Here is a 13,318-nt window from a genome sequence, read left to right as displayed (position 1 = left end):
GGTTCGCTGGGTGGATGCGCCGGCTCAGGCGGTGGCGGGCACGCGGGCCTGCATCAAGTCGATGAAACGGTCGAACAGATAACCGATGTCGTGCGGACCGGGCGACGCTTCCGGATGACCCTGGAAGCAGAAGGCCGGCTTGTCGGTGCGCGCAAGGCCTTGCAGCGTGCCATCGAACAGACTTATGTGCGTGGCACGCAACGTGGCGGGCAGCGACTTTTCGTCGACTGCGAAGCCATGGTTCTGGCTGGTGATACTGACGCGGCCGTCGTCCAGGTCCTTCACGGGGTGGTTGGCACCATGGTGCCCAAACTTCATCTTGAAGGTCTTGGCACCACTGGCCAGCGCCAGGATCTGGTGCCCGAGGCAAATGCCGAATGTGGGCACGCCGGCCTCGATGATTTCGCGCGTGGCGGCAATCGCGTAGTCGCAAGGCTCCGGATCACCTGGGCCGTTGGAGAGAAACACGCCGTTGGGCTTGAGCTTGAACACGTCGGAAGCCGGCGTCTGCGCTGGCACCACCGTGATCTTGCAGCCGCGCTGCGCGAGCATGCGAAGGATGTTGTGCTTCACGCCGAAGTCGTAGGCCACCACGTGAAAGCGCGGCGCAATCTGTTCGCCGTAGCCGAAGCCAAGTTGCCACTCGGTTTGCGTCCACGGATACGGCGCAGGCGCGGACACGACCTTGGCGAGATCGGCCCCTGCCATGTTTGGCGCAGCCTTGGCTGAAGCCACTGCCGCAGCGCGATGCGCTTCGGTGATCGCCTCACCAGCCGCAAGAGCGACGATGCAACCGTTCTGTGCCCCGTGGGTGCGCAGGCGTCGCGTGAGCGCGCGGGTGTCGAGATCGGCAATGGCCACCGTTCCTTCGCGCTGCAAGTATTGCGACAGCGTTTCGTTGCTGCGGAAGTTGGAAGCCAGCAGGGGCAGGTCTTTGATGATCAATCCAGCGGCGTGGACGCGGCTGGCTTCCACGTCTTCGGCATTGGTGCCGGTGTTGCCAATATGCGGATACGTCAGGGTGACGATCTGCTGGCAGTAGCTGGGATCGGTGAGGATTTCCTGATAACCGGTCAGCGATGTGTTGAACACCACCTCCCCTGTGGTTTGGCCGGTGGCGCCAATGGAAATGCCTGTAAAGACCGTGCCGTCGGCGAGCGCGAGAAGGGCTTTCGGGTGGACGGGAAGCACGGAATTCTCCAGAGTGGGGCTGCATCTTCCAGGCGCCGGCGGCAGGTGCCACGCAAGCCTTCCAGCCGTCTCCCAACGACCAAAAGTCGCTGACGAGCCGGTTGAAAACCTGGGGTGATGAGCCGGGGCGCGCTGGGTTTGCGCCGATTGCGGGTAAACCGCGGAATTATAGCCCGGCAAGCACGAGGTGCATCCCCATCAACCAACCGAAGAAGCGGCGCTTGCGTGCAAACAGATGGCCGCAGCGGCCCCGACATTGAGCGACTCTTCACCGCCCGGCTGGGCGATGCGGACGAAGGCACTGGCACGCTGCATCAAGAGGGCACTCACGCCCTGCCCTTCGTGCCCCATCACCCAGGCACAGGGCCATGGCAAGGGTGCTCGGTGCAGCCACTGCCCCTGGTGCGAGCTGGTCACAAGCAACGGAACGTTCAGTGGCAGCAGATCGTCGACCGCAAGTCCTTCGACGAGTTGCAAGCCAAAGTGCGCCCCCATGCCGGCGCGCATCACCTTGGGTGACCACAATGCCACGGTCCCTTTGAGGGCGAGCACCTGGTCAAAACCGAACGCCGATGCGCTGCGCAAAATGGAGCCCACGTTGCCCGCATCCTGCAGTCGATCAAGCACCACGGTGGCCACACCCGCCTGCACGGAAGCCAGATCGGACAAGTCCCACACAAAGCCCACACCTGAAGGCGATTCGAGGGCGCTGATGCCCGCCATCAATGCTTCGGAAACCAGCACCACGTGATCTGCCGCATCGCGCAGATCGTGTGGCGCTTGCGCCCAGAAATCTTCGGTAAACACAGCAGTGCCTGGCCTGAGCCCGCGCGCAAGCAAAGCGCGACAAAGATGATCGCCTTCCAGCCAGACCTGACCCAGCTTGCGATATGCGGTGTTGTCGTGCGCGAGCACCCGCAGCCGCTTGAGCAACGGGTTGTCTCGCGACGTGATGATTTGGGGGCTGGCAGTCATGGGAGCGATTCGTCGTTGCACAACGGAGCGCCCAACGCGCGCGCCACAGGCGCAAACGAACGGCGGTGTGCCGCGAGCGGGCCGTGCACCTGCAGGGCACGCATGTGTTGGGCCGTGCCGTAGCCCTTGTGCCGATCAAAGCCGTATTCAGGATGCTTCAGATGCAGCTCGCAAAGGAGGCGGTCGCGCGTGACCTTGGCCAGGATGGAGGCGGCGGAGATCGATGGCACGAGAGCATCTCCGCAGACGATGGCCTCGGCCAACACGTCCAAGGGTGGCAGGCGGTTGCCATCGACAAGCACTTTGCCCGGCTTCAAGCGAAGGCCCTGCACGGCGCGCTGCATCGCGAGCATGGTCGCCTGCAGGATGTTGAGCTGATCAATTTCCTCCACAGAGGCCTGCGCCACACTGCAGCACAAGGCCTTGGCGCGAATTTCGTCATACAGGCGCTCACGCCTCAGTGGCGTGAGCTGCTTGGAGTCAGCGAGGCCCCTGATGGGCGCTCGGTCATCCAGAATCACGGCCGCCGCCACCACAGGTCCCGCCAGCGGCCCGCGGCCCGCCTCGTCCACGCCCGCCATCAGTCCGGGCACATCCCAGACGAGCGTCGCCTGTTCAGCTTTCAAGAACTTGTTCGATCGCATCGGTGGCCAATTGAGCGGTGTCTTTGCGCAGCGCATCGTGCAGGGTACTGAACCTCTGTTGCAAGGCGCCGATTTTCGCAGGCGCGTCCAGCCATTCCAGCACCGCACGGGACAGCGCTTGCGGTGTCGCAGCATCCTGCAACAACTCGGGCACCACGAACTCATTGCACAGAATATTGGGCAGCCCCACCCAAGGCTGCAGTTGTTTGCGCCGCATGATCTGCCAGGAGAACCAGTTCATGTTGTACGCAATCACCATCGGTCTTTTGAACAACGCCGCCTCCAGCGTCGCCGTGCCACTGGCAATCAACGTAACGTCGCACGCCGCGAGCGCGGTATGAGACTGGCCTGGCGTCACGATCAGCGCTTCGCCCAGACCGGCGGCCAGCGCCTCTTCCTCGATACGGGCCTTCAATGCAGGAACAGCCGGCACCACAAAGCGAATGCCCGGACGCTCCCGTTGCAGAAGCCGGGCCGCCGAGAAGAAGCGCGCCGCAAGATACTGCACCTCGGAAGCCCGGCTGCCCGGAAGAATGGCGATCACGGTGTCGTCGTCCGCCAGCCCCAACCTGGCTCGCGCACCTGCACGGTCAGGCACGACCGGGATGACGTTGGCCAAGGGATGACCGACATAAGTCGCCGCAATGCCATGCTGGGCAAGCAACGCCGGTTCAAACGGGAAAATGCACAGCACATGATCGGCACTGTCGCGGATCTTCGCGGCACGCTCGGCGCGCCAGGCCCAGATGGAGGGGCAGACGAAGTGCACAGTCCGCACGCCGCTCGATCTCAGATGGGCCTCAAGATCCAGGTTGAAATCCGGCGCATCCACGCCGATGAAGACATCTGGGCGGTCGGTGCTCAGCAACCGGCGTTGAGTCTTGGCGCGAATGTCGACGATTTCTCGGTAGTGACGCAGCACCTCGACGTAGCCACGCACTGCGAGCTTCTCGCTCGGCCACCAAGCCTCAAAACCATGCGAGGCCATCTGTGGCCCACCAATGCCAAAGGAGTGAAGGTCGGGCCAGCGCTGCTTCACGCCGCCCAACAGCAAACCCGCCAGCAGATCGCCAGACGTCTCGCCCGCCACGAGGGCAAAACGTTTTGCCGGGGTCATGGAGCTCAGCGGACGATGCCGCGCTGGGGCGAGACCTGTCCAAGGAAGTCCAGCATCAGTGAGACATCGGGCGCAGCGTCGGGCGTCCGGTCGGTCAACGCGCGGATACGCAGCACCGCGTCGTCAAGCTTGAGGTCATCCCGGTACAGCGCCTTGTGCATCGCCTTGATGGCCGAGATGCGCTCAGATGAAAACCCACGGCGGCGAAGTCCTTCAAAGTTCATGGACCGCGCTTGCGCAGGCTGACCCTGACACATCACAAACGGAGGAAGATCGGCAAACAGCAACGAGCACATCGCGGTCATCGCGTGGGCTCCGATGCGCACAAACTGGTGTGCCACGGTAAAGCCGCCCAGGATCACCCAATCGTCCACCACCACATGACCGGCAAGTTGGCTGTTGTTGGCAAAAATGGTGTGGTTGCCAACGACACAGTCGTGGGCAAGGTGCACGTAAGCCATGATCCAGTTGTCGTTGCCAATGGAGGTGACGGCGCGGTCACCGGGTGACCCGATGTTGAAGGTGCAGAACTCCCGAATCGTGTTGCGGTCACCGATCACGAGCTCGCATGGCTCGCCCGCGTACTTCTTGTCCTGCGGAATCGCGCCGAGCGAGTTGAACTGAAAAATGCGGTTGTCGCGCCCGATCGTGGTGTGCCCCTCGATCACGCAGTGCGCGCCCACCGTGGTGCCTGCACCGATCCTCACGTGCGGGCCGATCACCGTGTAGGGGCCGACGCTGACGGAGCTGTCGAGCTCGCTGGCCGGATCAACCAGGGCGGTGGGGTGAATCAATGACACAGGACGTCCTCCGTGCAGTTCACGCAATATTGCGCATCGTGCACATCAGCTCTGCCTCACAGACCACCTGGTCACCCACATGGGTGACGCCCTTGAACTTGAAGATGCCCGCCTTCATTCGATCCAGGGTGACCTCCATGACCAGTTGGTCACCAGGTTCTACCGGCCTTTTGAAACGGGCCCCGTCGATACCTGCAAAGTAGTAAACCATCTTGTCGTCTGGCGTCACACCCATCGTGTCGAAGGCCAGCAAGGCGGCCACCTGAGCCATGGCCTCCAGCATGAGGACGCCCGGCATCACAGGACGATGCGGGAAGTGCCCCACGAAAAAGGGCTCGTTGATGGTCACATTCTTCAGCGCCTTGATGCGCTTTCCCTTGTCCAACTCCAGCACACGGTCGACCAGAAGGAACGGATAGCGATGTGGCAACTGTTTGAGAATCTGGTGAATATCCATCATGACTTCGGCTTGTTTTGAAGTGCTTGTTCTATCGCGTGTTCGGCCACTTTGAGGCGCTCACGCAGGCGGTTGAGCTGCTTGAGAGACGCGGCGTTTTTCTCCCAGGCCGCATTGTCGTCGATGGGGAACATGCCGGTGTAGTGGCCAGGCTTGAGCAAAGACCGCGTCACGACCGATGCCGCCGACACATGCACACCGTCGACCAGACGCAGATGGCCCAACACCACAGCGCCCCCACCGACAGTGCAGTGCGCACCGATGTCTGCGCTACCGGCGACACCGACGCACCCGGCCATCGCCGTATGCGCGCCCACCCGGACGTTGTGCCCAATCTGGATCAGGTTGTCCAGTTTGACACCGTCCTCAATCACGGTGTCATCCAGCGCGCCACGATCAATGCACGTATTCGCCCCGATCTCGACGTCGTCACCGATGCGCACGGCGCCGAGCTGTTCGATCTTGATCCACGCACCCTCATGCGGAGCAAAGCCAAATCCGTCTGCGCCTATCACAGCGCCGGAATGCACCAAGCACCTTACGCCCACCGAGCATCGTGCTCCTACCGTCACGCGCGGATGGAGCCAAGTGTCTGCGCCCACCACCACGCCAGGGCCGAGCACGGTGTGCGCACCGATGTGCACACCGCGACCCACGCGCACGTCGCGGGACACGACTGCAAACGGACCGACACTGACGCCCTCACCCAGCTGAGCCGTCGCGTGCACACTGGCCAGGGGATCGATTCCCGTGTCAGGTGTTGCCTCGTGTTCGCGACGCCACCACTGCGTGAGCTTCGCAAAATACAAATAGGGATCGTCTGAGACGATGCAGGCACCGCGCGCGGCGGCGCTGTCCTTCAAGGCAGGCGGCACGATCAGCGCCTCTGCGGCAGTGGTATCGATCTGGTGGGCGTATCGCGGTTGCGATACAAATGCCAACTCACCCGCCCCTGCCGAGGCCAAAGGCGCCAAGCGCCGGATCAATGTGTCGGTTGCCCCGTACAGCGTGCCGCCGAGGGCATCAACGATCTCGCCCAGGAGCCTCGACACAAGACGCCCTGTGTTACTTGCTGGCGTTCAAGCCACTCAGCACCTTGTCGGTGATGTCGTGCTTGGGATTGATGTAAACGGCTTCCTGAATCACGAAATCGTACTTCTCGGTCTCCGCAACCTGCTTGATGACGCGATTGGCACGGTCCACCACGATCTGCAACTCTTCGTTCTTGCGAAGATTGAGGTCCTCCTGGAACTCGCGCTGCTTGCGCTGGAACTCCCGGTCTTGCTCGATGAGTTGGCGCTGACGCGTGGAGCGCTGGGCCTCAGGCAGGGTCGGTGCTTCGCGCTCGAACTTGTCAGATGCCGTCTTCAACTGCGAAGCCAGGCCCTGCACTTCTTTTTCGCGCCGCGAAAACTCCTGCTCCAGCTTCGCTTGCGAGGCCTTCGCCAAGTTGGCTTCGCGCAGAATGCGCTCGATGTTCACAGCGCCGATGCGCAGGTCCTGCGCGGTGGCCGTGATGGCTGCCAGACCGACGACAGCTGCCAGCAGGATGTGTCGGTTGAAAAGTCGTGAGAAAGTCTTCATCAAAAGGAGGTTCCGATCTGAAACTGGAATTTCTGGATTCTATCCCCGGGGAATTTCCGGATGGGGTTCGCGATGGCAAAGCGCAAGGGGCCGACGGGTGAGATCCAGCTCAGGCCCACACCCACAGACGCACGCAAATCGGTGGCATTGGCGCGGGTGTCGTTCTCTCCGTACACGTTGCCCACATCGATAAAGCCAAACATTCTGAGTGTGCGGTCGTTGCCGGCACCGGGAAACGGCGTGATGAACTCAGCGCTCAGGGCGATGTTGCGATTGCCACCAATATTCACAAGCTGACCGGCTTGTACGCCCGACATGATCGGGGAAGTCGGGCCCAGCGTGCCTTGGTCGAAGCCTCGTACCGAGCCGAGACCACCGCCGTAAAAGTTCTTGAAGATGGGGTACGCCCGGCCGCCAAGGCCCTTGCCATAGCCAAGCTCACCGTTGAACGCCAAGGTGTACTGCTTGTTCAGCGGAATGTACTGCTGAATCTGGTAATTGGCTTTGAGATAGCGGGTGTCACCACCCACGCCGAACTCGGTGTTGAACCGCTGCAGGCGGCCTTGCGTCGGGACCAGGGCGCTGTCACGTCCGTCTCGGGACCAGCCAACGGTCAACGGCACAGACGTGCTGCTTTGGCCGAAGGTGTTGGAGTACTGTTGGTAGGCCAGAGGAAGGCCATTGCCTGGCTCGATGCGCGTTTGCTCGACACCGACACCGAAAAACACCGTGTCCTGCTCGGTGAACGGCACACCGAACTTGACGCTGACACCTGGCGTGACGAGTCGGTAGTCTCCGCCCTGCTCGGTGTAAGGGCGAGTCGTGCGGTAGTAAGCATCGAAACTGCGCGAAATTCCGTCTGCCGTGAAATACGGATCCACCGTGCTCAGCACGATCTGCCGGTTGAAATCACTGGTGTTGACGTCAATGCCCAGGTAGTTGCCGGAGCCGAAGACGTTTTCCTGCCGGATACCGGCGATCAGCGACAGCTTTTCCGCTTGAGAATAGCCTGCACCCAGCGAAAGATTGCCGGTTGGCTTCTCCGTCACGGTCACCGTCATGTCCACCTGGTCAGGTGTCCCAGGCACCGGCTGCGTGTCCACTTCCACTGCCGTAAAGAAACCGAGACGGTCTACACGGTCGCGCGACAAGCGGATGCGATCGCTGTCGTACCACGCAGATTCAAGCTGCCGAAACTCCCGGCGGATAACCTCATCGCGCGTGCGATTGTTGCCTTCGACGTTGATACGGCGCACATACACGCGCCGCGCAGGCTGCGCACGCAGCACGAACGACACCTGCTTGTTCACGCGATCCACTTCACGGCTTGGCTCGACCTGTGCGAAGGCGTAGCCAAAAGCACCGAAGTAGTCGGTGAATGCCTTGACGGTGCTGGATTCATCTTCAGCGTTGTAGGCCTCACCCGCACGCAACTTCACGAGTGACTTGAATTCTTCCTCTTTGCCAAGGTACTCCCCCTCCAGCGCCACCGACTTCACCACGTACCGGTCACCCTCCGTGATGTTGAGCGTGATCGACATATCCTCCTTTTCAGGGGAGATGGCCACTTGCGTGGAGTCGACGCGAAACTCGAGGTAGCCGCGGGTCAGATAGTAGGAGCGCAAGGTTTCAATGTCCGCATTGAGCTTCGCACGCGAGTAGCGATCGGACTTGGTGTACCAGCTCAGCCAACCACCCGTGTCGAGGTCAAAAAGATTGCGCAGTGTGGATTCGGAAAATGCCCTGTTGCCAACGATGCGGATTTCACGAATCTTGGCGACATCACCTTCCACCACGCTGAAATTCAGGTTGACACGGTTGCGTTCGCTCGGCGTGACCGTCGTGACCACCCGGGCTGCGTACATGCTGCGGTTGATGTACTGGCGCTTGAGCTCCTGCTCCGCGCGATCGGCCAGCGCCTTGTCGAAGGGACGACCTTCCGTGAGACCGATGTCACGCAGTGCCTTCTTGAGCACATCGCTCTCGAACTCCTTGATGCCGGAAAAGCTCACATCTGCGACGGTAGGTCGCTCCTCGACGATCACCACCAAGACGTCGCCGTTGATCTGAAGGCGCACATCGCTGAACAACCCCAGACCGAACAGCGAACGGATCGCCGTCGAACCTTTGTCATCGCTGTACTGGTCGCCGATTCGGAAAGGCAAAGACGCGAAGATCGTGCCTGGCTCCACACGCTGAAGGCCTTCGACACGGATATCGCGCAGGGTGAATGGATCGACGGCCCATGCTGGCAACGCCGACAGCAAGGCCATCGCGAGCGCTGAAAGGCTCAGGCCGCGGAGACCGGAAGATTTTGTTTTCATGGAAAGGAAGCGTTCAGCCAGCAAGGCGGGCCACATCATTGAACAAGGCGACGGACATGAGTGCCATGAGAATCACAACACCCCCTCGCTGCAGGCGCTCCATCCAGACGTCAGACACGCTACGCCCGGTGACACCCTCCCAAAGATAATACATCAGGTGTCCGCCATCGAGGACCGGCAACGGTAGCAGATTGAGCACCCCCAAACTCACGCTGATCAGCGCAAGAAACAGCAAGTAAGACGTCACACCCAGACTTGCAGACTTGCCTGCGTAGTCCGCGATGGTGAGAGGCCCGCTCAGATTTTTGATGGAGGCCTCCCCGATCACCATGCGCCCCATCATCTTTAGCGTGAGCCAGGACACTTCCCAAGTTCGCACGACACCGCCAACCAGACCGTCGACCGCGCCATGGCGCACGGTCATCATCTCCGGTGCGGCACCGATATAAGCGCCGATGCGTCCTACCCAGACACCCGACTGCTGCTCAGGCACGGGTTTGACATCGATCTGAAGCATCTGCCCAGCACGCTCGACCTCCCAGCGCTGCTCAACAGCTTCACCCCCGGGGCCAGTTGCAGCGCGAATCGATGCGCGCAGGCTTTGACCATCGCGCACAGGCTTGTCATTCACCTTGCGGACCACATCACCATCGCGCAGACCGCTGCGAGCGGCCGCGCCCCCCTGCATGACCTCGCCAACGACCGGCGCGCTCCAGGGGCCTGCGATACCGATGCGCTGGAAGAGCGCAGCATCCGCTTCACGCACGTCCAGTTCGCTGAGCGGCAGAACCACGGTACGCGTGGCCTCGCCCTCTCGCAGGGCCACCCAAAGTGTCATGTCCTGGCTGGAGAGTGCCGCCTGGGTCAGGCGCCAGCGCAGATCCTCGAAGGATCCAATATCGCTGGGCTGCGCATCGTCCGTCGCGGCCTGCGCCACCCACTCGCCGCCACGCAGGCCCACGCGCTCAGCGATTGACCCGGCAACCGGTACCGCCAGCACGGGCTTGGGCTCTTCCACGCCGGTCCAGTTCACGAGGGCGTAAATCGCAATGGCGAGCAAAAGATTGGCGGCCGGACCGGCAGCCACAATGGCGGCACGCGACCGCAACGGCTGCGTATTGAACGCCAGATGCCGCTCCGCCGGGTTCACTGCGGCTTCCCGCTCATCCAGCATGCGCACGTAGCCCCCGAGGGGGAGCGCGCACAACACGAACTCCGTGGGGCTACCTTTCTTGTGCCACCTGAGCAAGGGCTTACCGAAGCCGACGGAGAAGCGAAGCACCTTGACGCCGCACGCCACTGCCATCCGGTAGTGCCCGTATTCGTGCACGGCAATCAACAGGCCTAGAGCCACCACGAATGCGACGAGTGTGAGCATGACGATGTGTAGGTGCAGGACTGAGAGACGAGCGTACCGGGCGAATGCACACGCGGGTCAGCGCGCAAGCCCGGCGATCTGCCCTTGCGCCAGCTCTCGAGCGTGCGCATCGATGGCCAGAAGATCTCCCAGGCTCTGCGGCTTCGATGGGCTCAAGGCTTGCAAAGTTGCATGGTTGACCGTGTGAATCTGATCGAAACGCAATCGACCACCGAGGAATGCCTCCACGGCCACCTCGTTGGCGGCATTGAGCACAGCCGTTGTACCGCGGGGACCCTCAAGCGCTTGCCAAGCCAGATGCAAACCGGGAAAACGCTGCTCGTCCGGCCTCTCGAAGCTCAAGGCGCCCATCGATGAAAAGTCCAGCGCTGCGGCGCCAGATTCGATCCGCTCAGGCCACGACAGGCCGTAGGCGATGGGGCCGCGCATGTCGGGCGTGCCCAGCTGCGCCACAACAGAGCGATCTCGGTACTGCACCATGGAGTGGATCACGCTCTGCGGATGGATCACCACCTCGATTTGGGAGCCCGGCAGTGCAAACAGGTAGCTGGCTTCGATGACCTCCAACGCCTTGTTCATCATCGTTGCCGAGTCGACGGAAATCTTGCGGCCCATCACCCAGTTGGGGTGAGCACATGCCTGCTCGGGCGTGACCTCGTGCAGTGTCAGAGGGTCGCGCGTGCGGAAAGGCCCGCCAGAGGCGGTAAGAACGATCTTTTCCACCCGGCGCGACCAGGTGGAGGGGTCCTCGGGAAGCGACTGGAACACCGCAGAGTGCTCACTGTCGATCGGCAGCAGTGTGGCACCGCCTTCGCGCACCGCCTGCATGAACAGTTCCCCGCCCACCACAAGCGCCTCTTTGTTGGCCAACAAGAGCTTCTTGCCTGCGCGCGCTGCGGCAAGACTGGGTGCGAGCCCGGCCGCTCCGACGATCGCCGCCATGACCGCATGAACATCGGCATGGGCGCTCACGTCACAAAGCGCCTGCGCACCAGACAGCACCTCGACGGACAGTCCGAGTTCTCGCACCTTCAGGGCGAGCTGCTGGGCGTGCTCGGGGCTGGCCATCACGGCGTATTGCGGGGAAAAGGCCTGGCACTGCGCCAGGATGAGATCGACCTGCGTGGACGCGGTGAGGGCAAACACCGAGTAACGCTGCGGATGCCGCGCGATCACGTCGAGTGTGTTGACTCCAATGGAGCCCGTCGAGCCAAGGATCGTGACAGATTGCATTCCGGTCATGACATCACAGGGTGGCAAACAACATGGCAAGTGGCAAGACCGGCAAGAGCGCGTCGACCCGGTCCAGCACGCCACCATGGCCCGGTAGCAGCTGACTGGAATCCTTGGCGCCTGCACTTCGCTTGACCAACGATTCCACCAGATCGCCCACCACGCTCATCGCAACCAGAAACACCAGGGACAGCACTGCGAGCAAGGGGCCGAAGCTCCAGAGTCGGCCGTAAAGGCTCACACCCTGAGCGTCCCACCAGATCCAGCCCGCTGCCAGCAGGCAAACGCCCAACAGGCCACTGATGGCGCCCTCCCAGCTTTTCCCCGGACTGATGGTGGGAGCGAGCTTGCGCTTGCCCAGCGCCTTGCCGCCAAAGTAGGCCGCGACATCGGCCATCCACACCAGAAGCAGCACCGACAAAAGAAACCCCAAACCAATGAGCCGCGCATGCACCATGGCAAGCCATGCGCAGGCGATGAGCACCAGCCCGAGCCAGAGGCGCAGGACGCGCGGCCACGCGCCCCAACCCGCCACACCACGCCACAGCATGACCGCCGCGAGCAGCACCCAAGCCGTCCCCACGGCGATCCACAGTGAGCGCAGCGGGAGGCTCAAGCCGCCGAAATACCACACGAGCGCCATGAGCACTCCCAGGCCCACACCCACCCACGCGGAGACCGTTGAGCCACAGCCGTTCAGTCGCGCCCACTCCCAACCAGCCGCCACGATCAACAGCAACGTCAGTGCCGCGAACGGCTCTATCGACGGATAAAACAGCGCCGGCAAAAGCACGGCCAGCAGCACCAACGCCGTGATGACACGTTGCCTAAGCATGTCGCTGGCCCGCATCCGCCATCTCTGGCTCCACCTGCGTGCGCTGCTCGGAAGTCTGACCGAAACGACGCTCGCGACGGGCAAACTCGCTCAAGGCACGGTCCAGCTCGGCTTCATCAAAATCGGGCCAAAGGCAGTCGGTAAACACCAATTCTGTGTATGCGCTTTGCCAGAGCAGGAAATTGCTGATGCGCAACTCGCCGCCGGTGCGAATCAGCAGGTCGGGGTCGCCAACATGAGAAAGCGCCATGGCGCTTGACAGGCTTGCCTCCGTGATTTCGACGCCCTCCAGGGCCAGACGACGGGCCGCCTGTGCAATGTCCCAACGCCCGCCGTAGTTGAAACACACGTTCAGCACCAGCGTCTCGTTGTTTTCCGTATCGCGCTCGGCCCTCTCAAGGCCTTGGACCACACGCGCCGAAAGGGCGCTGCGATCACCGGGGAAGTGCAGGCGAACACCGTTTTTCTGCAGACTTGGAACCTCGCGAGACAGTGCCATCGCCAGCAGGTCCATCAGACCTGAGACCTCCTCCGTCGGGCGTTTCCAGTTCTCTGACGAGAAGGCAAACACGGAGAGCACCGAGACGCCCCGTTCGATACAGGCCTTGACCACCTGACGCAACGCATCGACGCCCTGCCGATGCCCTGCCACGCGCGGGAGCCAGCGTTTCTGGGCCCAGCGACCATTGCCGTCCATGACGATCGCCACGTGCCGCGGCGGCTCCAACAGACGGGATGGAAGGGGCGCAGACGGTGCCATGGGTCGTGATATCGACAGAA

At 62.1% G+C, this 13,318-nt stretch carries 13 protein-coding genes; all 13 read right to left on the bottom strand.

The window, feature by feature from the left end; genetic code table 11:
- Window positions 1-24 precede the first annotated feature (24 nt).
- Complete coding sequence (gene carA / locus KXJ60_RS11420; protein WP_291127287.1) at window positions 25-1,191, bottom strand: glutamine-hydrolyzing carbamoyl-phosphate synthase small subunit; 1,167 nt, start codon at window positions 1,189-1,191, stop codon at window positions 25-27.
- 198 nt (window positions 1,192-1,389) lie between these two features.
- Window positions 1,390-2,166 carry an RNA methyltransferase gene (locus KXJ60_RS11415; RefSeq protein ID WP_291127284.1) on the bottom strand — a complete coding sequence of 259 codons (777 nt, stop codon included), beginning with the start codon at window positions 2,164-2,166 and terminating at the stop codon, window positions 1,390-1,392.
- The gene (rnhB, locus tag KXJ60_RS11410; RefSeq protein WP_291127281.1) at window positions 2,163-2,810 is read right to left on the bottom strand and encodes a ribonuclease HII; all 648 of its coding nucleotides are present in this window, start codon (window positions 2,808-2,810) and stop codon (window positions 2,163-2,165) included. Before rnhB ends, KXJ60_RS11415 begins: the two co-directional genes overlap by 4 nt.
- Complete coding sequence (lpxB, locus tag KXJ60_RS11405; protein WP_291127278.1) at window positions 2,782-3,927, bottom strand: lipid-A-disaccharide synthase; 1,146 nt, start codon at window positions 3,925-3,927, stop codon at window positions 2,782-2,784. The genes rnhB and lpxB overlap by 29 nt, the downstream gene beginning before the upstream one ends.
- Window positions 3,928-3,932: 5 nt before the next feature.
- On the bottom strand, window positions 3,933-4,727 hold the full coding sequence (gene lpxA, locus KXJ60_RS11400) for an acyl-ACP--UDP-N-acetylglucosamine O-acyltransferase (RefSeq protein ID WP_291127276.1): 795 nt from the start codon (window positions 4,725-4,727) through the stop codon (window positions 3,933-3,935).
- 19 nt (window positions 4,728-4,746) lie between these two features.
- The gene (gene fabZ, locus KXJ60_RS11395; RefSeq protein ID WP_291127275.1) at window positions 4,747-5,187 is read right to left on the bottom strand and encodes a 3-hydroxyacyl-ACP dehydratase FabZ; all 441 of its coding nucleotides are present in this window, start codon (window positions 5,185-5,187) and stop codon (window positions 4,747-4,749) included.
- Window positions 5,184-6,236 (bottom strand): UDP-3-O-(3-hydroxymyristoyl)glucosamine N-acyltransferase, encoded by a 1,053-nt coding sequence (gene lpxD / locus KXJ60_RS11390; protein ID WP_291127273.1) that lies wholly within the window; start codon window positions 6,234-6,236, stop codon window positions 5,184-5,186. Before lpxD ends, fabZ begins: the two co-directional genes overlap by 4 nt.
- 13 nt (window positions 6,237-6,249) lie before the next feature.
- The gene (locus KXJ60_RS11385) at window positions 6,250-6,768 is read right to left on the bottom strand and encodes an OmpH family outer membrane protein (RefSeq protein ID WP_291127270.1); all 519 of its coding nucleotides are present in this window, start codon (window positions 6,766-6,768) and stop codon (window positions 6,250-6,252) included.
- The gene (bamA, locus tag KXJ60_RS11380; protein WP_291127498.1) at window positions 6,768-9,041 is read right to left on the bottom strand and encodes an outer membrane protein assembly factor BamA; all 2,274 of its coding nucleotides are present in this window, start codon (window positions 9,039-9,041) and stop codon (window positions 6,768-6,770) included. Before bamA ends, KXJ60_RS11385 begins: the two co-directional genes overlap by 1 nt.
- 64 nt (window positions 9,042-9,105) lie before the next feature.
- Window positions 9,106-10,470: an RIP metalloprotease RseP gene (rseP, locus tag KXJ60_RS11375; protein WP_291127267.1), complete on the bottom strand. Its 1,365-nt coding sequence runs from the start codon at window positions 10,468-10,470 to the stop codon at window positions 9,106-9,108.
- Between the two features lie 57 nt (window positions 10,471-10,527).
- Window positions 10,528-11,712, bottom strand: a complete 1,185-nt coding sequence (gene ispC / locus KXJ60_RS11370; protein ID WP_291127266.1) for a 1-deoxy-D-xylulose-5-phosphate reductoisomerase — start codon at window positions 11,710-11,712, stop codon at window positions 10,528-10,530.
- Between the two features lie 4 nt (window positions 11,713-11,716).
- Window positions 11,717-12,538 (bottom strand): phosphatidate cytidylyltransferase, encoded by an 822-nt coding sequence (locus KXJ60_RS11365; RefSeq protein ID WP_291127496.1) that lies wholly within the window; start codon window positions 12,536-12,538, stop codon window positions 11,717-11,719.
- Complete coding sequence (uppS, locus tag KXJ60_RS11360; protein ID WP_291127493.1) at window positions 12,531-13,298, bottom strand: polyprenyl diphosphate synthase; 768 nt, start codon at window positions 13,296-13,298, stop codon at window positions 12,531-12,533. Before uppS ends, KXJ60_RS11365 begins: the two co-directional genes overlap by 8 nt.
- Window positions 13,299-13,318 lie beyond the last annotated feature (20 nt).

The organism is Hydrogenophaga sp., assembly GCF_019264445.1.
GTDB lineage: Bacteria > Pseudomonadota > Gammaproteobacteria > Burkholderiales > Burkholderiaceae_C > Hydrogenophaga.
This window is presented reverse-complemented; position numbering and strand designations above follow the sequence as displayed.

Excerpts from the sequence above, each read along its gene's own strand:
- KXJ60_RS11415 (WP_291127284.1), bottom strand. The coding sequence starts at position 2,166 with ATGACTGCCAGCCCCCAAATCATCACGTCGCGAGACAACCCGTTGCTC.
- ispC (WP_291127266.1), bottom strand. The coding sequence starts at position 11,712 with ATGACCGGAATGCAATCTGTCACGATCCTTGGCTCGACGGGCTCCATT.
- fabZ (WP_291127275.1), bottom strand. The coding sequence starts at position 5,187 with ATGATGGATATTCACCAGATTCTCAAACAGTTGCCACATCGCTATCCG.
- bamA (WP_291127498.1), bottom strand. The coding sequence starts at position 9,041 with ATGGCCTTGCTGTCGGCGTTGCCAGCATGGGCCGTCGATCCATTCACC.
- KXJ60_RS11365 (WP_291127496.1), bottom strand. The coding sequence starts at position 12,538 with ATGCTTAGGCAACGTGTCATCACGGCGTTGGTGCTGCTGGCCGTGCTT.
- KXJ60_RS11385 (WP_291127270.1), bottom strand. The coding sequence starts at position 6,768 with ATGAAGACTTTCTCACGACTTTTCAACCGACACATCCTGCTGGCAGCT.
- lpxB (WP_291127278.1), bottom strand. The coding sequence starts at position 3,927 with ATGACCCCGGCAAAACGTTTTGCCCTCGTGGCGGGCGAGACGTCTGGC.
- uppS (WP_291127493.1), bottom strand. The coding sequence starts at position 13,298 with ATGGCACCGTCTGCGCCCCTTCCATCCCGTCTGTTGGAGCCGCCGCGG.
- rnhB (WP_291127281.1), bottom strand. The coding sequence starts at position 2,810 with ATGCGATCGAACAAGTTCTTGAAAGCTGAACAGGCGACGCTCGTCTGG.
- rseP (WP_291127267.1), bottom strand. The coding sequence starts at position 10,470 with ATGCTCACACTCGTCGCATTCGTGGTGGCTCTAGGCCTGTTGATTGCC.